General features: G+C 44.5%; 16 protein-coding genes, 1 pseudogene and 1 riboswitch. Of the genes and pseudogenes, 5 read left to right on the plus strand and 12 right to left on the minus strand.

The window, feature by feature from the left end; genetic code table 11:
- The first annotated feature begins 143 nt into the window (after window positions 1-143).
- Entirely contained in the window at window positions 144-728 is a 585-nt protein-coding gene (locus tag AB4Z50_RS33445) for an ATP-dependent Clp protease proteolytic subunit (protein ID WP_441886299.1), read from the plus strand.
- Here AB4Z50_RS33445 and AB4Z50_RS33450 read toward each other — a convergent pair.
- A complete protein-coding gene (locus tag AB4Z50_RS33450) occupies window positions 721-1,617 on the minus strand; it encodes an NAD(P)/FAD-dependent oxidoreductase (RefSeq protein WP_441886302.1) in 897 nt (298 codons plus the stop codon). The two genes, AB4Z50_RS33445 and AB4Z50_RS33450, sit on opposite strands and share 8 nt — an antisense overlap.
- A gap of 173 nt (window positions 1,618-1,790) precedes the next feature.
- The gene (locus tag AB4Z50_RS33455) at window positions 1,791-2,732 is read right to left on the minus strand and encodes an EamA family transporter (RefSeq protein WP_441886305.1); all 942 of its coding nucleotides are present in this window, start codon (window positions 2,730-2,732) and stop codon (window positions 1,791-1,793) included.
- Between the two features lie 73 nt (window positions 2,733-2,805).
- Window positions 2,806-2,915, minus strand: a riboswitch (purine riboswitch).
- Between the two features lie 176 nt (window positions 2,916-3,091).
- Here AB4Z50_RS33455 and AB4Z50_RS33460 point away from each other — a divergent pair.
- Window positions 3,092-5,146: a molybdopterin-containing oxidoreductase family protein gene (locus AB4Z50_RS33460; protein ID WP_441886308.1), complete on the plus strand. Its 2,055-nt coding sequence runs from the start codon at window positions 3,092-3,094 to the stop codon at window positions 5,144-5,146.
- Between the two features lie 71 nt (window positions 5,147-5,217).
- Here the strand turns inward: AB4Z50_RS33460 and AB4Z50_RS33465 are convergent, their stop codons facing one another.
- From AB4Z50_RS33465 to aroC, 3 genes are read right to left on the minus strand one after another with little or no spacing between them, the layout of a single operon-like run.
- Entirely contained in the window at window positions 5,218-5,832 is a 615-nt protein-coding gene (locus AB4Z50_RS33465; protein WP_441886311.1) for an NAD(P)-dependent oxidoreductase, read from the minus strand.
- A 35-nt stretch (window positions 5,833-5,867) separates the two neighbouring features.
- A complete protein-coding gene (locus AB4Z50_RS33470; RefSeq protein ID WP_441886314.1) occupies window positions 5,868-6,836 on the minus strand; it encodes a 2-hydroxyacid dehydrogenase in 969 nt (322 codons plus the stop codon).
- 45 nt (window positions 6,837-6,881) lie between these two features.
- Complete coding sequence (aroC, locus tag AB4Z50_RS33475; RefSeq protein WP_441886317.1) at window positions 6,882-7,937, minus strand: chorismate synthase; 1,056 nt, start codon at window positions 7,935-7,937, stop codon at window positions 6,882-6,884.
- Window positions 7,938-8,053: 116 nt separating this feature from the next.
- Between aroC and AB4Z50_RS33480 the strand changes: the two genes are divergently transcribed.
- Window positions 8,054-8,932 (plus strand): LysR family transcriptional regulator, encoded by an 879-nt coding sequence (locus AB4Z50_RS33480; RefSeq protein ID WP_441886320.1) that lies wholly within the window; start codon window positions 8,054-8,056, stop codon window positions 8,930-8,932.
- Between the two features lie 55 nt (window positions 8,933-8,987).
- Here the strand turns inward: AB4Z50_RS33480 and AB4Z50_RS33485 are convergent, their stop codons facing one another.
- Window positions 8,988-10,013: an NADH:flavin oxidoreductase/NADH oxidase gene (locus AB4Z50_RS33485; protein WP_441886323.1), complete on the minus strand. Its 1,026-nt coding sequence runs from the start codon at window positions 10,011-10,013 to the stop codon at window positions 8,988-8,990.
- 163 nt (window positions 10,014-10,176) lie between these two features.
- On the opposite strand from AB4Z50_RS33485, the gene AB4Z50_RS33490 reads away from it, so the two are divergent.
- Window positions 10,177-10,515, plus strand: coding sequence for a winged helix-turn-helix transcriptional regulator (locus AB4Z50_RS33490; protein ID WP_441886326.1), 339 nt, complete (start codon window positions 10,177-10,179; stop codon window positions 10,513-10,515).
- Between the two features lie 68 nt (window positions 10,516-10,583).
- Here AB4Z50_RS33490 and AB4Z50_RS33495 read toward each other — a convergent pair whose 3' ends face one another.
- The 6 genes from AB4Z50_RS33495 to AB4Z50_RS33520 all read right to left on the minus strand — a co-directional run bounded on the left by AB4Z50_RS33495 (window position 10,584) and on the right by AB4Z50_RS33520 (window position 18,861).
- Window positions 10,584-14,576: an S-layer homology domain-containing protein gene (locus AB4Z50_RS33495; RefSeq protein WP_441886329.1), complete on the minus strand. Its 3,993-nt coding sequence runs from the start codon at window positions 14,574-14,576 to the stop codon at window positions 10,584-10,586.
- Window positions 14,577-14,808: 232 nt separating this feature from the next.
- A complete protein-coding gene (locus tag AB4Z50_RS33500) occupies window positions 14,809-15,687 on the minus strand; it encodes a hypothetical protein (protein WP_441886332.1) in 879 nt (292 codons plus the stop codon).
- The gene (locus tag AB4Z50_RS33505; protein WP_441886335.1) at window positions 15,684-16,724 is read right to left on the minus strand and encodes a hypothetical protein; all 1,041 of its coding nucleotides are present in this window, start codon (window positions 16,722-16,724) and stop codon (window positions 15,684-15,686) included. Before AB4Z50_RS33505 ends, AB4Z50_RS33500 begins: the two co-directional genes overlap by 4 nt.
- Before the next feature lie 19 nt (window positions 16,725-16,743).
- Window positions 16,744-17,721, minus strand: coding sequence for a hypothetical protein (locus AB4Z50_RS33510; RefSeq protein WP_441886338.1), 978 nt, complete (start codon window positions 17,719-17,721; stop codon window positions 16,744-16,746).
- On the minus strand, window positions 17,711-18,289 hold the full coding sequence (locus AB4Z50_RS33515) for a sigma-70 family RNA polymerase sigma factor (RefSeq protein ID WP_441886341.1): 579 nt from the start codon (window positions 18,287-18,289) through the stop codon (window positions 17,711-17,713). The genes AB4Z50_RS33510 and AB4Z50_RS33515 overlap by 11 nt, the downstream gene beginning before the upstream one ends.
- Before the next feature lie 50 nt (window positions 18,290-18,339).
- Window positions 18,340-18,861, minus strand: a complete 522-nt coding sequence (locus AB4Z50_RS33520) for a hypothetical protein (protein ID WP_441886344.1) — start codon at window positions 18,859-18,861, stop codon at window positions 18,340-18,342.
- 141 nt (window positions 18,862-19,002) lie between these two features.
- On the opposite strand from AB4Z50_RS33520, the pseudogene AB4Z50_RS33525 reads away from it, so the two are divergent.
- Window positions 19,003-19,300: pseudogene (locus AB4Z50_RS33525) on the plus strand (rhodanese-related sulfurtransferase); the annotation flags it as partial.

The raw sequence follows: 19,300 nt of genomic DNA on the forward strand, positions 1-19,300 counted from the left end.
AAAAGGAGAACATCCTTATTGAAGTAAACGAATGAAGTGCGTCAAAAGATACGCTTCTTTCAAAAATTTTTCCCGTATCTTTTTTTAATTGTTATTCGTTTACTAATCGAAACCAAACAACATCCATTTGGAGGTAAAATACGATGAGTAATTATGTACCTTATGTAGTCGAGCAATCCAGCCGCGGTGAAAGATCCTACGATATTTATTCGCGATTGCTGAAGGATCGCATCATTTTTTTGGGCTCTGCAATAGATGATGTAGTCGCTAACAGCATCGTTGCTCAATTATTATTTCTTACCGCGGAGGATTCTGAGAAAGAAATCTCGATGTACATTAACAGCCCAGGCGGCTCCACTTCTGCCGGATTCGCCATTCTTGACACGATGCAATTTGTGAAAGCTCCAGTACACACTATCTGCACGGGATTCGCTGCTTCTTTTGCAGCTATACTTCTGCTTGCTGGCGAGAAGGGTCATCGTGCTGCGCTGCCTAATAGCGAGATTATGATTCATCAGCCCCATGGCGGTGTCCAAGGGCAAGCTAGTGATATTGCGATAAGTGCAAATCGGATTTTGAATATACGCTCTAAATTGAATCGAATTAGTGCAGAAAGAACAGGACAGCCTATAGAGAAAATCGAAAAGGATATGGATCGTGATTATTATATGTCATCGGAAGAGGCATTGGAATATGGAATTATCGACAAGGTCATCACCTCTATGTAGATAATAAGCTCTTATGAATCCATATTGCCGCTTGGCTGCCATCCCCCATTGCTATGGTCAACATTTCAGAATGCGCAGTTACGTCTCCAGCGGCCCAAATGTCTTCGACACTTGTAAGCTTGGTACGCGGGTCAACGACAATATGATTGTTCTCCATAACCTCTACTCCAAGCTGTTTGGCAATGGAGGAACGAACCTCATTACCGCCAAAAGCAACAAAACAGCGCTGACGATAAATAGATGAACCGTCCGCAAGAATTATCCCTATAAATTGTTCACGCTCAATCAGAACGGTTTGAATGGCTTGTTCTATACAGGGGATTCTTTTTTGGTCAAGCTTGAGTCGTAGCTCTTCTTCAATCGGTGTGAGCTCATGATTTACATAAATGAGCTCCTCCGTCCAATGCGTAAGTGTTAGTGCCATTTGTGCTCCGGCATTTCCAGCACCTAGAACAATCGTAGGCTGGTCTCGTACTTCGTATCCATCGCAGTCAGGGCATACGTATACGCTCGTTCCTAAACATGGAATAAGCATATCCAAATTCGAAAGCCGATCCTTCACACCTGTCGCAATAAGCAGCTTCTTACCAAGATAAGTTTTCATATCCGAAGTTTTTAGAAAAAAAGCCTCATTTAATCTTTCCGCATGTACAACTTCAGCTTGTATGAATGTGACTCCAAGCTGCTCTGCTTGCTTTCTCCCTGCAAGGCGAAGCTCCACCCCGCTAATGCCATCAGGAAAACCGATTAAATTATGATAGCTTCTGCATACCGAAGATCTTCCATTGCCGGAATCGATAACCGCAACGTGATGACGATATCTTCCTAATTGTATGGCAGCCTGTAAACCTGCAATGCCGCCACCTACAATTACACAATCATAGATCATCAAATGCCTCCCAGAAATAGGATTAGTGTAAACAACATCAGTTGATTATTTATTATTTATAACTGGCTCTCCACTTATACAAAGGAATAAGAATACGGCTAGGAATAGTCTCTAATTCAAAAGAAGCCAGCTGCACTAATTCAGGGCAGCTGGCTTCTTTTTCATATATGTGATTATTGCACGCTCAATCTTCTTCGCTTCATTTTGATGACTTCTGGAAGCGCAATCCCTATGAGTACGACGATGACACCAGCCCATTGCAAGGCGCTGACATGTTCATTCAGAACGAAGGATGAAAGCAAAACAGCGACAGGAAGCTCCGACGCACCCAAAATCCCTGCCATCCCTTCTCCGACATGCGGCACACCGATTGCAAATAACACGGGTGGAATAAACGCACCGAACATACCAAGCAAGAAACCGTAAAGCATCAAATCTCCAAAAATGAGTCCATTAAACAAAAAGGTTGGAGGGAATAAAATAAATACAAGTACCATGCCTCCGGTAATCATCCAAGCGCTTCGATATGCAGGATGTACAGAGGGAACTGCTTTTCCGCTAAAGAGAATAAATAATGAGTAACTAACTGCAGATAACAGGCCGAGTATAACTCCCATTATATTGAACTGACCTGTGCCCTGCTCGATGATGCCTGCTGCAAGCAAAGTACCGCCGAATAAGATAGCAATTGTAAAAAACATAATGCCGTTTGGACGTTTCCGCTGTCCTACCGCTTGAATTAATACACCAATCCATGTGAACTGAAAGAGCAATATAATCGCAAGCGATGCTGGGATGTAGCGAAGAGATTGGTAATACAATAAACCTGTAATAGCGGTTGGAGTTCCAGCAGCCATTAGAATGAAACGTTGTTTCCATGTCATGCTGCTCGTGCGAATAGATGTATTAACCTTACTTTGATTAGTTGAGCTCTGGCTGCGCTTCTCACGCCATTTCATAATGAAAGTGAGTATCCAAGCGAGCAAAAAACCTGTTAACAATTGACTGCCTACAACTTCACCAAGCTCATAGCCGCGACCATAAGCAAGCACAACAATAGTGGATAAAATGCCATAGCTTGCAGCACCTAGAAAAACCGAAAAAATATACTTCATCTGTGTGAATCCCCCTCATGAAAATTTGAAAATTTGCGCATAAAAAAATCCCAACTGCGAATATAGGATCAATGATGATTGATCTCATATTCGTAGTTGGGAAGTAAGGCTTCCCGTAGAAACCCTCACCCTGTTCAAGCTGTAACTCCGTGAGGTTATACGAATTATTTAGTTGTGGAATACGTCTTAAGCACATTGAATATTACATGACAAGTAAAGTGCTGTCAATAGATAATAAACTGGAAGTTCGGAAAACAGGCGATTTGCACATCACTTTTTGCATCTTGCTCCCTACGCTGCATGCGATTATGCTATGATAATACGACGTGAATATGGCTGTTATATGGAGTGAGATAGATATGAGCAAATCAGTAATAAATGGTACTGTAAAATCGGTTTGCCCTTTTGATTGCCCGGATACTTGTGGTCTGAGCGTCACCTTCGAGGAAGGCAAAATAACGAAAGTAACAGGTGATGCAGAGCACCCGGTAACCCGCGGAGCAATTTGCAATAAGGTAAGACAATTAAATGATCGCGTGTATCATCCTGAAAGACTGCTCTACCCTCTTCGCCGTGTAGGTCCCAAAGGCGAGCATTCATTCGAACGCATATCTTGGGAAGAAGCCTATGAGGAAATTACCTCACGGATGAAAGGGATTATTTCCGAGCATGGAGCGAGTGCCATATTGCCTTATAGTTTTTATGGCAATATGGGTGTTTTGAATGCAGAAGGAATGGATCGACGGTTCTTTCATCGACTCGGTGCAAGTCAATTGGACCGCGCAATATGCAACGCTGCTGGATCAACAGGTTATGCTTATACGATGGGCGCTTCCAAAGGCATTGATCCCGAAGAAACGATACATACGAAGCTGTTTCTTATATGGGGCTGCAATCTGGTATCAACAAATATGCACCAAACGATGTTGGCAACGGAAGCACGGAAAAACGGAGCAAAGGTTATTCATATTGATGTGCATCGCAATCGTACCTCTACTTGGGCGGATCAGTTCATTCATTTGCGTCCGGGAACGGATGCAGCGCTCGCTCTTGGCATGATGCATGTCATCATCCGTGATGGGCTGACTGATCAAGCTTTTCTCGAGCAGTTCACGCTCGGTTACGAGGATCTCGCGAAGCAAGCAGCTGAATATACGCCTGAACGAGTGGAAGCTATTACGGGCGTACCGGCAGCGGAGGTCGAGGAGCTTAGCAGGCTGTATGGAACGACCACTCCCTCTTTTATCCGCATTGGCAACGGACTTCAGCACCATGATAATGGCGGAATGATCGTGCGAACAATTTCATGCTTGCCTGCATTGACTGGGCAATGGGATGTTCAAGGTGGCGGCGCAATGAAAGGCAACAGCTGGTATTCGCGGCTCAATGGTGAGAAAATTGAGCGCCCCGATTTAATGCCTGATCCGGATGTCCGTACGATCAGCATGAATCAGCTCGGCGATGCTCTTCTAGATGCCGCTCCTTCAGTCAAGATGCTGTTTGTCTATAACAGCAATCCAGCAGTCGTAGCGCCTGACCAGAACCGAGTGCGCGAGGGATTGGCTCGTGAAGACTTATTTACGATTACACATGATTTGTTCTTAACAGACACCTGCAAATATTCGGACATTGTATTGCCTGCAACTTCTCATTTTGAAAACTTGGATTTATACACTTCATACTGGCATCTGTATTTGCAGCTTCACCAGCCGATTATGGAACCGATGGGTGAATGCAAATCAAACTTTACGCTCTTTAAGGAGCTCGCGCTTAAACTTGACTTTGAGCCTCATCTATTTGACATTTCTGAGCAGCAAATGATAAGTGAGGCACTTGATAGCGAAAATAATCCACTTCTTAAAGGCATTACTTTTGAGGCGCTGCAAGCTAATACGTGGATGAAGGCTGGCGGTAATGAGCTTCCTTCCTATACCTCGATGATTCCGACTCCTTCTGGTAAAATCGAGCTTTATTCGGAGAAAATGCTTATGAACGGCTTGCCACCAATACCCAATCATACGCCGCTTAGAGAACCGGAGACGTATCCTTTTTGGTTGACGACTGGCCCGAATCACAGCTTCATTAACTCGACCTTCGCCAACCAAGAAAAGCTGCAAAAGCTTGAGAAGGAGCCTCTCCTTCATATGCATGCGGATGACGCAGAAGCTCTCGGGCTCCTTAGCGGGGAACGTGTTAAGATACGCAATGATCGTGGTGAACTGGAGATGACGCTGCGCGTTGGTCAAGATGTACTGCCAGGAGTACTCGTCACGCAAGGCTTATGGTGGGAAGACAAGAAAAAAGGTCATCAAGCCGTGAATACACTGACGCCGCAGCGGCTCGCAGATATGGGCGGCGGTGCTACATTTTTCTCAAATCGCGTTGAAGTTTTGAAAGCTGATGCAGCTCAATAATAGATAACCAAAAACACCTGAGTCCCTATGAAAAGTAGGAACTCAGGTGTTTTTACCTTTTTGCCTATGAATTAGTAGCTAATACCAACACGTTCTCGCACATAAGCACCGTTAAAATATTCCGAAACAGCGAATTCAGCCGTATCTGCAAAAGAAATCGATGCACCTCCAGAGGGCAGGATTTCCTTTCGCACACGATAACCGCCGCGCAGCTCCTCTTGAACGAGCTTTGTGGGACAGACGATGGTCCAGTCCAAATCAGTGTTAGCGAGTGCCCTATAAGCCTGCTCATGCTCTTTGGCTGCATCATGGTTTAAACGTCTGTTTTCACTGGATTGGTATCTAAGCAGCTCTGGCTGCAGCTCACTCTGCAAGATGCCCGCTGTACCAATCGTTACGATTCTTTTCACTCGGTAATGCTGCATTGCGGCAATCAAATTTGTGATGCCGCTGACAAGTGTTCCGTTGCCTTCCGTATTTAACGCACAAATGACTCCACTCGCATCAACTATGGCTTCAAAAACATCATGCTGATTACGTACATCTCCAAGATAGCTCTCATCGATCATTTGCTCAGGCAGTCTTACAAATCGCTTAAATGGAACGTTCCTATCTTCAAGATAACTCGCAATAAATTGACCGGTCTTGCCTGTTGCTCCGAGAAGTAATAACTTTGAAGCTGTCATGATATGTACCCCTCTTATTAACAACGTGTATCCTGTTAAAGCAGCTCGTCAACGACATTTGGGGGGACTTGTCCCGTTAACGCGTTTACTAGGTTTTGAGCTGCAAGCATAGCCATATTAAACCTTGTATCCGAAGTGGCAGAGCCGATATGAGGCAAGGTTAATACATTAGCCATCGTCAGAAAAGGATGATCCGCTTCAATCGGTTCTTTTTCGAATACATCAAGGCCCGCAGCTGAAATCGTACCCTGCTCGAGAGCTTCAATCAAAGCTTGCTCATCTACCGTTTGCCCTCTCGATATATTAATAAAAATCGATGATGGCTTCATTAATTTAAACTCAGTTGCTCCAATTAGCTTAACCGTGTCTGGTGTCAGAGGTGCTAATAATAAAATAAAATCTGAATAAGCAAGCAGATCATTTAATTCAAAATAACGAACGCCCAGCTTCTCTTCCGCTTCTGGCTTACGGCTGCGATTATAATAAACGACATCCATGTCAAACCCGAACCTGGCGCGACGGGCAACCGCCTCACCAATTCTCCCCATTCCAATGATGCCAAGCTTAGCATGGTGGACATCTTTACCGAACAGCTTGACGCCATCGCCTGTCTTCCACTTGCCATCCTTTACGTATCGATCCAGCTCCGCAACACGCCTCGCTGTTCCCAGAATGAGTGCGAGTGCAAGATCCGCTACAGTGTCATTCAGGACATGCGGCGTGTTCGTTCCAATTATCCCTCTTGTACGCATTGCTTCAACATCAAAATGATTATAGCCGACGCTTATGCTGCTTACGACTTTCAAATGCGGCGCATGGTCAATTAATTCAGCATCAATTTTTGCTCCTGCCGTTAATAAACCATTTGCACTCGCCATCTTCAGAAGCATCTGCTGACGGGTCATGGGCGTTTTCTCTTCCCATTTGTCTATTATACAGTGCTCTGCTATAAACGCCTCTACTTCAGCGGGGATCTGTCGATCAATGAAGACTGTTGGTTTCATTAGCAATCTCCTCTCAGCATTTGTCATTTATAAGCATAGCACAGTTTATCCATTCATTGCTGCTTGGCGCTTGATTAGATCTTCAATAACGATACATGCCATCGCTTCTACAACGGGAATAATACGTGGACAGATACACGGATCATGTCTGCCAATGGTCTCGATCATCTTCTCTTGACCGTGGATATCAATCGTATGCTGCGGCAAAGAGATGGATGAAGTGGGCTTAACCGCTATACGAAAAACAATTTCTTCGCCCGTGCTGATGCCGCCGACAATTCCCCCCGCGTTATTGCTTAAAAACCCGTTTTTGCTCATGGCATCATTATGCTCGCTGCCGAGCATCTCTGCTGCTGCAAAACCTGCCCCAAACTCAATGCCTTTAACAGCCCCGATGGATAGCATTGCTTTTGCAAGCTCAGCGTCCAGCTTATCAAATACTGGCTCGCCAATCCCAGGTAAAACACCTCTTACTCTGCATTCCACGATACCGCCGCAGCTGTCTCCAATAGTCGCTAAATGCTCGATCTTCTCGATCATACGAACCGCTGCTTCTGGATCACATGCTCTTACCGCATTTTTTTCAATCTCATCCTCGACGTACGTTTCGCATTTAATACCGCCTATTTCCTTGGTATAAGCAACAACACTTATTCCTCGGTTCTCTAACAGCTTGCGGGCAACCGCTCCGCCAGCAACACGGCTTGCTGTTTCTCTTCCCGACGCCCTCCCGCTTCCGCGGTGATCACGCAAGCCGTATTTTTTCAAATACGTATAATCGGCATGTCCTGGACGAAAGGAATTTTGTATATCGTTATATGCTTCAGGCTTCATATCCGTATTATGCAGCATAATGAAAAGTGGCGTTCCCGTTGTTTTCCCTTCAAACATGCCAGACATAATACGAATGACATCATATTCTTTGCGCGGGGTAGTTACAGAGGATTGACCGGGTTTTCTTCGATCCATTTGCGTTTGAATATATTTCTCATCCAGCTCAACCCCAGGTGTTACGCCATCTACAATGACGCCAACGGCTTCCCCGTGTGATTCACCGAATGTCGTAATTTTAAAGCTTTCCCCATATGTGCTTCCTGCCATTATGTTTACCTCCCGATGGAATGCTTTGACGCATTCGTTATTTGTCTATTATAATTTTGAATGTGAAATAAATGAAATCGAAATTTTTGAATCTTGTCATAGAGAGGAACTATATCATGCTAATGAATATGGAATGGTATCGCATTTTTCTCCATACCGCCAAATTAGGAAATTTGACAAAAGCAGCACAAGAGCTGCATATTACACAGCCTTCAGTCAGTTACGCAATTAAGCAACTGGAAGCGCAGCTTGAAGTGAAGTTGTTTGATCGATTGTCCAAAGGAGTAAAGCTTACTTCGGAAGGATTGGAAGTTCTCGCTTATGTAGAGAAATCGTTTACGATACTGCAAGCAGGTGAAATCCAATTACAAGCGCTCAAAAACCTTACGGCAGGCGAGCTGCGCATTGGGGCTAGCGGACCTGTAATCAAGCATTTGCTGCTGCCTCTGCTCGATACGTTTCACGCGGAGCATCCCGATGTACGCATTCGGCTTTCTCAAGGAAAAACATCGGATATACGGGATCGATTGTTAGATGGTCAAATTGATATTGGTCTTGTTCACTTGCCCCTCTCTGATCATGAACTTGTCGTTTCACATCTAACGGAGATTCAGGACTGCTTTGTTGTAGGAGAAGCGTATCGTCATTTAGTCGATACCCCCTTTTCGGCTCAAGCCTTAGCCCAATTGCCGCTCTTGCTGCTCTCTGAAGCGAGCAGTACAAGATTGTTTATTGAGCAGTGGTTTGCTTCACAAGGCATGACGCCAGATGCGGATATGGAGCTGTCCAGCATGGATATGCTAATTGAAATGGCTATTCGCGGATATGGAGCAGCATTTGTTACACAATCCTTTATCGATCTAGAACTTGAGAATAAGAAACTATTTCGACTTCAGACAATTGAACCCATTCCATTACGTTCTGTAGGTTTTGCCACTAGGCGCAATTCTTCTCTTCCCATCATCGCAAACCGGTTTATTGCATTGCTTGAATAACAAGAAGAGCCTCTCGGCGTCCAAGAGGCTCTTCTTATTATTAGCTTGATAATGATCAGTATGCTCTTTCATATTGCTTTGCGGGTAATGCCTCACCTTTAATGGCCTGAATTGCATGTAATGCCCAATAAGGATTACGAAGCATGCCGCGAGCAACAGCTACTAAATCAGCATCTTCACTCGCAATCGTCGCTTCAGCCAGCTGTGGATCCTCCAGCTTGCCTACGGCAATGACAGGTACCTGCAGCGCTTCTTTCAGAGCACGTGCCAAAGGCACCTGATAACCAGGATAGTTGCCCGGACGCCTTACTCCGACTGGTCCTTCTCCGCCGCTGGATACATGAAACACATCAACTCCAGCTTCTCTGTAGCGTTTGCTGAACTCGATGCTATGGTTCAAATCATAACCACCATCCATATATTCAATGGCAGAGATTCGCATGATGAGCGGCATGTCTGCTGGCATTACGCTTTTCACCGCTTGAACGACCTCTACACCAAATTTAGCCAAATCCTGACCGTACTCATCCTCACGGGTATTAATGCCCGGAGACTGGAATTGATGCACCAAATAACCATGAGCACCATGTATTTCAATTGTGTCTACACCCGCTTCTACTGCTCTTCTAGCTGCCTCTTTAAATTGATTCACAATAACTTTTATTTCTTCGACAGAAAGTGGTTTAGGTGTTTTATAGTTAGGACCTGCTGGGATGGCAGATGGACCAACGGGCTGCTCAGCGTCCTCTGCTTTGCGCCCAGCATGCGCGATTTGAATGCCTATTTTGGATCCATGTTTGTGCACTTCTGAAATAATGCGTCTGAAAGCTGGAATATGCTCATCTGACCAAAGCCCTAAATCATGATCTGTAATGCGACCATCTGGATCAACATCGGTCATCTCCATGAGGATAAGACCCGTACCGCCTATCGCACGTGAAACATAATGAACATAATGCCACTCATTAGGTATCCCGTCCTTCGCGTCTACAGAGTATTGACACATAGGTGCCATTACAATTCTATTTTTAAGCTTAAGACTTTTGAGTTCAAATGGTGTATCTAAATGTTTAAACGTCATGATCTATGCACCTCTTCGTTAATTAGAGTGGGTAGTTATTACTCTATTTTTACCACAGTTAGTATAAAAGTGAAAGTAGTGAACTTTTTTTCATATAGTTTCCCTAAAGTTACTTTTGTACTATACTTGAAGAAATGGAGTTAAATTAGTTGAGGTGATCCTAATGGATGAACGTGAACTGCTCGTTCTAGAGCGTGGTACCTATGGTGTTCCTTGCGTTATAGGTAAGGTACTAGACATTATCGGTACGAAGTGGACCTTTCTCATTATTCGTGACCTGCTGGTCGAAGAAACGATGCGCTTTAGTGAATTGTTGAAATCACTCGAAGGCATCAGTCCGAAAACACTTTCCCTTCGCTTGAAGGAGCTTGAAGACCAAGGCATCGTTAGTCGAACCATTTATGCTGAAGTCCCCCCAAGAGTAGAATACACCATTACTGAAAAAGGTAAACGATTGGAACCCATCTTTATTGAGCTCAAGCGATTTGGACTCACTTTATAATGATCATACAGCAAAAAGGATCGTCTCCAGTCGTCGCTTTAGAGACAATCCTTTTTTCATTTAGAAAATTAAATCAATTCTGATTTTTGTAAAAGCCGTTGAATGAGCGATGCAACTTCCGCTCGAGTCAGGTTTGCTTTTGGCGCCAGCTGATGATCTGTTTTTCCGTTAATAAGACCACTTTGCAAACAATCCGCGATACCGCTTATAGCCCACTCTGCAAACATTGCTCTGTCCGCAAATCCTTGCAGCAGCGTATCGGTATCTGTATTCACTAGTTTGTCCTTTAATCCCGTAAGCTTCATTGCTTTGGCTGTGATCGCCATGGCCTGTTCACGTGTCATGCTGATGCTTGGACGGAATGTCCCATCCTCGAATCCTTCAATCAGGCCATAAGCATAAGCCGTTTGGATTGCCTCCGAATACCAAGCCGAGCTATTCACATCTGTGAATATTTGCGCTGCCTTGACAGTTTTCAGGCCGAGCGCCCGAACGAGCAAAGCCGCAAATTCAGCTCGCGTAACCTCTTGGTTAGGCAGATACTTATTTTTGTCCACACCTTTTACGATGAGTCGTCCACTTAGATCATTTACGGCGGATGCTGACCAGTGTCCCTCTATATCCACGAATACGGTATCATAATGGACAAGCGCATACACGCTGTTTGTCAAACTGCTAATTACTGCTATATAGTTGCCATTCTTATGAACAATTTTGGTAGGTACATGGCGAACTGATCCGTCTGGGTCAATGACAACAGCTGTCGTCATTTGAGTTTGATCCACATCGTCAGGAAGTATCAACGCCCTTTCCACATAGGCGTCGAAGCTGTCGATATTCATTTTGGTTCCTCCATAATTGGCGGTAACCGTAAAATCAAATGCCGCATCAACTAATGAAAACTTGCCGATTATAGCAGCTTCGTCTAGCAACTTTTGAACCGCTGCTTCCGGCTTGCTGATTTCGATATTAATCTCTATGGCTGACGGCTCTGCAGAAGTGTTAAATTGCACCATCAATGCTTTTAAATTAATATGCTGCGCAGGCAGCGTATAGATTGTTGCAGCGGTTTGCAGCATAATTACCGCATTTTTCTGCTGAAGATTATCCAGTATTTCCGCAGTCAGCCCAGCTAGGAAACGATCAGGCTGTGTTCTCGTCTGTATCGCAATGACCGAATGCTCTTGCTCACTGGCCAGCTTATTCGCGAGTTTAACAGGATCAAGCTTGAACTGAGTAACCGATTGTCCATTTATTGTTGAAGTCTCTGCGGTTCCAAGCTGCTCTTCCTTGCCGTTGATCAACACAGCAAACTCTGCATTAGTAGGCTTCCCAGGCTGCGGAGGATTAATAGGCGAGACAGGTCCTGATTCTCCTATTGGAACTGCGCTTATTTCATTAGAAGCTGTGCTTTCTCCTGACCCATTATAAGCCTTGATAACAAAATAATACGTAAGACCATTGCTCAAGCCTTTGGCTAAATAGTTATATACAGAGCCTGTTACGGTTGCTGTCTCTTCCGAATAAACGCCTGGCGTCGTGCTGACAAATATTTTGTAGCCATCTGCATGATCCACGGCGTTCCAGCTTAAGCTGGTTTCTCCATTGCCCGCCACTGCCTCATATAGTACTGGCGGCAAAAGCGACTCCCCTGGTTCAGTTGGATCAGTTGGATCTATTGGATCAGTTGGTTCCATCACCGTCACAACTGCTGATGTACTTAAGTCGCCGTTTTGTGTTTTCGCCGTAATGTTGACCGTCCCTATCCCTATGGCGGTAACAAGCCCAGTCTGGCTTACCGTTGCAACATTGCTGTTGCTTGTTGTCCACGTTATATTTTTGTTCGTCGTTTGCTCTGGCATAAGCGCTGCGCTTAGCTGCTCCGTTTTGCCAGTCACCAGCGTAAATGCTGATTGATTCAAAGTAATGCTGTCCGCAAACACTTCGGGTCCATATACCTCAAGCTCCCAAAGGGAATAACCATACACTGTCGCTCTTACCGTACCGTACATCCGCACGTAGCGGGCGTTGACTTCATTAAACAAAACCGTCTCGATGCCGCCCTTCCCAGTCGTCGTACTGTACACCGTCTGCCAACCTGCTTCGCTGCTTATATCGTTGGCAACTTGGATCTGATAGCTTTTGCCATAGGCACTCTCCCAGTACAGCTTCACTTGATCAATTGTCTTGCTCTCCCCGAGATCAATATAAATCCAGCTCGGATCGATGCCTCGCTTGGAGCCAAAGCGGGTCGCGAGATTACCGTCATTAACATAACGCGACGTATCCTCGACGCCGTCATTCGAAGAGCCGACCGCGGGCTTCCTTAGCGCCAGATTCGTCCGCGTCCTAGGCTCCGGATTTTGCACGGGCTTGATCGTTACACCGCTATAATGCTCCTTGCTCAGAAAGTTCATCTCATGGAGATTTTTTGCAGGCTCGCTTTTGCCCGGCATATACACGTTTTCGAACGTAATATTTGTAATCTCCGCTCCTTCCATCCCCTTCAGCTTGGAGAAGCCTTCGCCAATGTCTCGTACTGTAATGTTTTTTACGGTTACGCCTGTGATCGGTCCGACACCTGCATTGCCGCCGTTTACTGTAAACATTGTCATCCAAGCACTGTTGTCTTCGTTGCTGCCGCTGATATCTTCTACATCCATATTCTCGAAGGTAATGCCGCTTACCTTACCCGATCCATATTTATGATGAATGGCAAAACCAACCGCTGCCTTATACACGACACCGTCCTTGAACGTAATATTTTGTTGGTCCTGCATAACGCCTTGACCCATTTTGAAGCCATAACATAAAGTCCAAGAAATCGCGTCTTCGAAGAGCACGTTTTGCACCGGCTCCGGACTTCCTGGCCACGGTACCTTCCCGGATGCGATATCCGTATCCTCCCGCCATGCTTTGGTGGAATACGGATCATCCAGCGCTATGCCAATCGAATTTCTAACGACTACGTTTTGCGACTCGCAAATGTCGATGCCGTCATTTTCGCCCATGCCCAGGCTGTTGAACATTTTCAAATTCGTAAATGCTAAATCATTGGATCTTGTCGATACGATCGCCCAGCCAGCCGATTCCCGAACCATGATGCCATCCATCTTAAAATTTGATGTAGCGATAGGCACGATCAGATTGTTGATCATACCTTTGCCGTTCGTACTTTTATCATCATGCAGCGCTTGTCCGTTGCCATCGATCGTGCCGCGCCCGTAAATTTTAATATTCGTCGAATGAAAGGCTGTAGAAATCCACCATGTGGCGGGCCTTCCCATCGAATCCTTAAACCAATGTTCGGTATAATCTGCCGTCTTTCCCGTAGCAACAAATGTTGCTCCAGGTTGCATATAAAGCGCCGTGTTGCTCTTCAACAGGATATTACCGATGTAATACGTACCGCGTGGAACATAAACGATGCCTTGCTTCCCATTCCCCTGCGCAGTTCCATAGCTGCTCGCATCATTAATGGCTTGCTGCAAGGCAGCTGTTCTCGCTGCTACTCCCGTTTTCTCCCCCGTTGTCGTCACCAGATAAGGCGCTGCGGTCACATTATAGATCCCCTCGCCGGTGGCATTCGGAATATCCGTCTCCGCCGGATCAGCCGCGATAACCAATCGGGTAGCCCGGTTGTTCATCATGATGATCAAATACTCATCCTTCTGCGTCGTAAACGTGATCGTTCTGCCAACCACCGAATCAGCTTGAATACCGAGTTTCTTCGGACTGATCGAATATTCATGCACCTTGTCCGTATTCAGGATCGTTAGTTCATAGGTTACCGGTCCGCCTCCCATCGAGAAGCTTGCATAATCGTAGTCGTTGAAGCCCTTAACCACTGGAATTTCTACTCCATTCGCCTTAAGGCTATAGTTCGTTGAAACTGCATATTTTGCTGAAGGCTGATACGAATAAATTGTAGCTGGACCCACTCCCGCTCCCCCTACTCCGTCTGATGCTGCCTTCGCACTTGGCGCTGAAACAAATACCGATGATGCCAAAATCGCAAACGCTAACGCAAAACAAAACCATTTTCGAGTCGTGAATGTCATTTCCTTTCCCCCTTCTTCATTTTTGAAAACCCTTACATTTATAAGTATAGGGGGAATGTACGAACCCTCTAATGCGGTAAATCCCACATTATGGACAGCAATCTTGAGCAATTTACTAATAAAAGAATGGATTAGTCCAGTGGTCGTTATTGAATAAAGGCTTATAAAAAGCAAAAACCCCCTTAACGGGGGCAGGAGTACATACACACTTTTTATTTGGTTCAACCATCTCTTATTTAACGGTGATGACAAATGGCACCGTCAGCACCTCGCCTTTAAACTGAAATTGCCCCCATAACTTGTAGATGCCTTTCTCAGGAAATACCGTGTGGAACATGACGTTTGAACCACCACTCATCGCTTCCATTGCATGTGCATGCACGAATTGGTCAACTGTGCTGTTCAAAATAACACAATGGCCGGAAGTGCCGAGAAATGGCTCTATCTGCTTAATCGGCTTTCCCGTCTCTTTATCAATAAATCGGAATAGCAACATAACCATCTGTCCCGCTTCTATTTCACCAATCCCGGGACTTGCCGATAATGAAACTTCTAAGCCGCTTACACTTTTTATCCATGTGGTGTCAGGAACTATTGTTTTGTTAGATAATGGCTCGCCAGAAACCTGTATCCACTGCTTATGAATGACAACTTTTTGTTTATGAGGCTTGAATTCAGTCGTTACATAAAACGAGCCTGCAAATGGTAAATTAAGCTTTGTCCGAAAAACATTGTCTTTCACATAATCGGGATGCACATGCTGAAACGATGATAAATCTTTACTAACGACGATCAGATGCATGAGCTTGGTCATATCTTCTGTAAATTTCGTTACAGGCTGCCCATCCGCGGTGGTGACTTCCAATTGTAATTCCATTTCTCCTGCTTCTACTGGATTGCCATTTATTTCGCTTATTTTTACAAGATAACCTGAAGCTTCTGGTGACGGCATTTGTTCATTCTGAAGAGCAGCCAGCAATCCGCGCTTAGGCGGTTCTATATCGACGTTCGTAAGGTTCGTAAATGTACCCGAAGCACAGCCAGTTGCAGCTAACAGGATGATGAACAAAGTTATAAGCAACAAAATAATGGACTTTAATCGTACGCTCATTGACTTACACGCTCAGGCGATTGGGCTAAAAGGCTAAGGCCCAGCGACAGCAGCGAAGCTTGTACGATTGAGCCTACCCACAGCTCGGGCTCCCAGCCAATTCCGCTCGTCGCAGCCATCCAGCCGAAGTAACTGCCCCAAAGCACAATAGGCGTAATGGTTGCAATCAGCCTGCTGCTTCGCCTGCGATTCAGATCAGAGCGTCTAAAATGTAGCAATAAGTCACCGCTGAGTCCTGCAACAAACGATATGAGTAAACTATGTATTTGGGTAAAACCATCGATTACACCCATTAGTGCGCTAATGAGTAAGAATACAAAAGTAATCGCACCAAAAGGAGGCTTCCAGCGCTTTAGCATAAATAAAATGGGAAACATAAATACGATCGTATTAAGTAGGATAAACGTTAATCCTCTTACCTCGGCATCATCTGCCATTCGGTGCGCAAATAAAGTGCTGGAATTGTTCATATACCAAGCAACTACTTTGGGCGCTGGCAAATTATACCGAAACATCCACACATACATGAGAAAAAAACTGACAGTACCCGCTGATAACGCTAAGGATAATAAGTATGGGAAAAAGCTTCTCCAACCTATCTGGTCGCCACTCAGCTCCCTCCAGCCTGCTCGAAGTGGACTTGATAAGATGAGAATGGCACCAAGCATTAAAGCTAAATGAGAAGGACTAAGCAGCGCTTCAAGATTCACTTCAATTCCAAAAATAATATGCCAAGCCATATCAGCTAAGCCGCCTGCAAGAAAGATGATGACGCCAAGCAAGCCAAGCTCATATCCACTAGGAATGGCTTGCTTCCACGAGCAGCCCATTCTTTTTTTCACATATACAATCATTCCAAGTATCCATGCTGCGCATGCAAGAAACCCACTATACAAAATCGCATGCCAAGGAGTGAAAAATGTTTCGACAACATCATGGTTATGGGCATAACCGTCTACGAATATACCGAGCACCAGCCATGTGCCAAGCAGCATCGTTACGAAGTGGCTTTTCGTAGAAATAGCGTATGGTTGCATTGAACACTCTCCCCAGTTATCAATGAATAAACTGCTCGGCTATACTGGTTAATTCTGATTTGGTTATGTCTAGATCAGGGCTGCCTATCGTGTATAGTATCGTTTCATCCGCTAGTGAATCCATCCAAAAGACAGATTGATACTGATCCGAATCACTGTACAGAAACGGCTGGGCTAGAGCATAAGTAGCAGATTGTTGTCCAATAACGATTTGCTCTTGCGCCTTTAGATTTGAACGTAATTGCACATTGCTCTTATCCGTGAATACTTCCATGGTGATATGAATAATGTCAGTGGATTCGTTCTCATAAGTCGTCGTATAGATAGGATGATCCACGCTCTCTGCTACAGGTCTGGGCAGAGGCAGCCAGGTCTCCTTCGGTTTCTCTTTCTTCACTCGTTTCTCAAGCTCATGAAGCGACTCCATGTCTGCAGCGGATAATGAACCGCCAAACGGCTGCTCCTTCTGACCTCCAATAAACGTCAATGTTTCTGTTAAGGAATCAGGTAATTGAAGATCTGGATTTACTTCTGTCAATTGCATCTCCCAATCCTTCTCCACTTTCCACACGTATGGATTGGTGATGATTGTGAAAGGGATAGTATTAGTTTTCGGCAAAAGGCTTTTTAATTTTTGTGAATAGAATATCGCCTTCCCCTCGGTAGGAAGTGTTTGTTTAACCTCTTCGAGCGACTCTCGCATTTGCTGAGCCAACATCGCATCATACGTTCCTAATTGACCATTATGCAGCATGTAATCAATAATCTCGTCTTTAAAATGAAAAATATAGGGTGTAGAGAAACCCATGGAAGTAAGGAGCAATCCCGCTACGATAATTCTGAGCGTCCATGATTTTTTTACCGCGTGCAGCTTGGTCTTCTTTTGGAAGCTCTGCTTACGGTACAGCTGTTCGATTCGAGCATCAAGCTCCTCAGGGCGTTTGATTCTCGTTGCGGATTGTTTGTAGGCTTGTGTTAGCTCTTGTTCAATCGACATGATTAAACACCTCCTTGAAAAATTGAGAATGTGAGGTTCGATTTCGCAGTTTTTTCAAAGCCTCATGATGTCTGGATTTGGCTGTGCCTAGTGGGATTTGGAGCGTGCTGGCAATCTCCTCAAAGGAGCAATCCTGATAATAGCGAAGTACGATTATTTGTTTATGTTTGGCAGACAAGCTGTTTACGAGCTGAAGTACTTGGTGTTTTTCTTCTTCTTCGACCGCTAATTCATCTGGCCTCTTCCATGGCTGTACGCCATACAATTGCTTATTGCGATTAATTAAACGTAAAAATCGCCAGCCCTTTCGATTATAATGATTAACCTGATTAATGATTAGGCCGTTAAGCCAGGCTCGAAATGGTCTATTGTAGTCGTAGGCAGGCAAAGCGGAGAGCATAGCGATGTAAATCTCACTAACGATATCATTAACTTCATTTTTGTTCGTGACCAAATAATAGACGGTACGATAGATATGATCTGCCGTTTTCTCATACACCAAGCGGAAAGCTTCCGGATCTTCATCCAGAAGCGAAGCTAACAAGGGTTGTATGTCCGAATCCTTCAATACGGAAACCTCCTCACGCCACACGAGTACTCATGTGCCAATTTCAATTATTATTTCGTTTCAAAAAGGGATAATTCACTCATCATGATGCCGGTTACCTTTTCTTGATCTACCATAAACTCGAGCACCCATTCCTTTTCTTTATCGATATAACCTAGTAGTTTTAAATCATCGTGTTCTCTATTATAATAGGCATCCCCATACATGTCCTTCACAGATTGTATAGAATTTCCCAGTTTAGCCCCTTTATGGGTAGCTTCATCTGGAAGCAGATTATAGCTTGCGACATTGCTGTCAGTTACCGTATATGTAGCGTTAAAATACTCCCAAGACTGAACGGGCACATCATAATTATCTGCTTTTTTCATTTTAATATCGTATTTCCCTTTGGGCTCACCACGTTTATCCGTAAGTAATTGTACCGAATCCCCAGGCGATATCTCGCCAGTATGTTCCTTGCTTAAATCCGTACTTTCGATATTTGTAATAAAATCCTGAGGCATGCTTGGCTGCTCGTTGGAACACGCGGCAAGCACCAAACAGATCAATATGACTATTATCCCTTTTTTCATATAGCCCCTCCTCTATTTGCTTTCGCTATACATTGGTTTCGTATATGAAAAAGGTTCAAAAAGGTTTTAAGTTGAAATTATTTAAAATGTCAACTATAATATAGAATGCTTTTATTTGTTTACTGGAAAGGAAAGACTACGATGAGTGAAGCTAATCATTTTCGAGTTTTATTGTATTATAAATTTGTAGCTGTACCGGATGCTGAGCAGTTTGCCGCTGAACATCTTGCATATTGCAAGGAATTAAACGTAAAAGGCCGTATCTTAATTGCTGATGAAGGAATTAACGGAACGCTCTCAGGAACCATCGAGCAAACTGAACAATATATGTCGCATATGCGTGCGAATCCTTTATTTTCGGATATGCTTTTCAAAATCGACGATACGGATAAACATGCTTTCAAAAAGATTTTTGTACGTTACAAGAAAGAGCTAGTGA

The sequence above is a fragment of the Paenibacillus sp. 2TAB26 genome, from assembly GCF_052115145.1.
Lineage (GTDB): Bacteria > Bacillota > Bacilli > Paenibacillales > Paenibacillaceae > Pristimantibacillus.

Coding starts and splice junctions, on each gene's coding strand:
- AB4Z50_RS33460 (WP_441886308.1), top strand. CDS start 3,092: ATGAGCAAATCAGTAATAAATGGTACTGTAAAATCGGTTTGCCCTTTT.
- AB4Z50_RS33470 (WP_441886314.1), bottom strand. CDS start 6,836: ATGAAACCAACAGTCTTCATTGATCGACAGATCCCCGCTGAAGTAGAG.
- aroC (WP_441886317.1), bottom strand. CDS start 7,937: ATGGCAGGAAGCACATATGGGGAAAGCTTTAAAATTACGACATTCGGT.
- AB4Z50_RS33485 (WP_441886323.1), bottom strand. CDS start 10,013: ATGACGTTTAAACATTTAGATACACCATTTGAACTCAAAAGTCTTAAG.
- AB4Z50_RS33455 (WP_441886305.1), bottom strand. CDS start 2,732: ATGAAGTATATTTTTTCGGTTTTTCTAGGTGCTGCAAGCTATGGCATT.
- AB4Z50_RS33490 (WP_441886326.1), top strand. CDS start 10,177: ATGGATGAACGTGAACTGCTCGTTCTAGAGCGTGGTACCTATGGTGTT.
- AB4Z50_RS33500 (WP_441886332.1), bottom strand. CDS start 15,687: ATGAGCGTACGATTAAAGTCCATTATTTTGTTGCTTATAACTTTGTTC.
- AB4Z50_RS33445 (WP_441886299.1), top strand. CDS start 144: ATGAGTAATTATGTACCTTATGTAGTCGAGCAATCCAGCCGCGGTGAA.
- AB4Z50_RS33450 (WP_441886302.1), bottom strand. CDS start 1,617: ATGATCTATGATTGTGTAATTGTAGGTGGCGGCATTGCAGGTTTACAG.
- AB4Z50_RS33520 (WP_441886344.1), bottom strand. CDS start 18,861: ATGAAAAAAGGGATAATAGTCATATTGATCTGTTTGGTGCTTGCCGCG.
- AB4Z50_RS33480 (WP_441886320.1), top strand. CDS start 8,054: ATGCTAATGAATATGGAATGGTATCGCATTTTTCTCCATACCGCCAAA.
- AB4Z50_RS33495 (WP_441886329.1), bottom strand. CDS start 14,576: ATGACATTCACGACTCGAAAATGGTTTTGTTTTGCGTTAGCGTTTGCG.
- AB4Z50_RS33510 (WP_441886338.1), bottom strand. CDS start 17,721: ATGTCGATTGAACAAGAGCTAACACAAGCCTACAAACAATCCGCAACG.
- AB4Z50_RS33465 (WP_441886311.1), bottom strand. CDS start 5,832: ATGACAGCTTCAAAGTTATTACTTCTCGGAGCAACAGGCAAGACCGGT.
- AB4Z50_RS33505 (WP_441886335.1), bottom strand. CDS start 16,724: ATGCAACCATACGCTATTTCTACGAAAAGCCACTTCGTAACGATGCTG.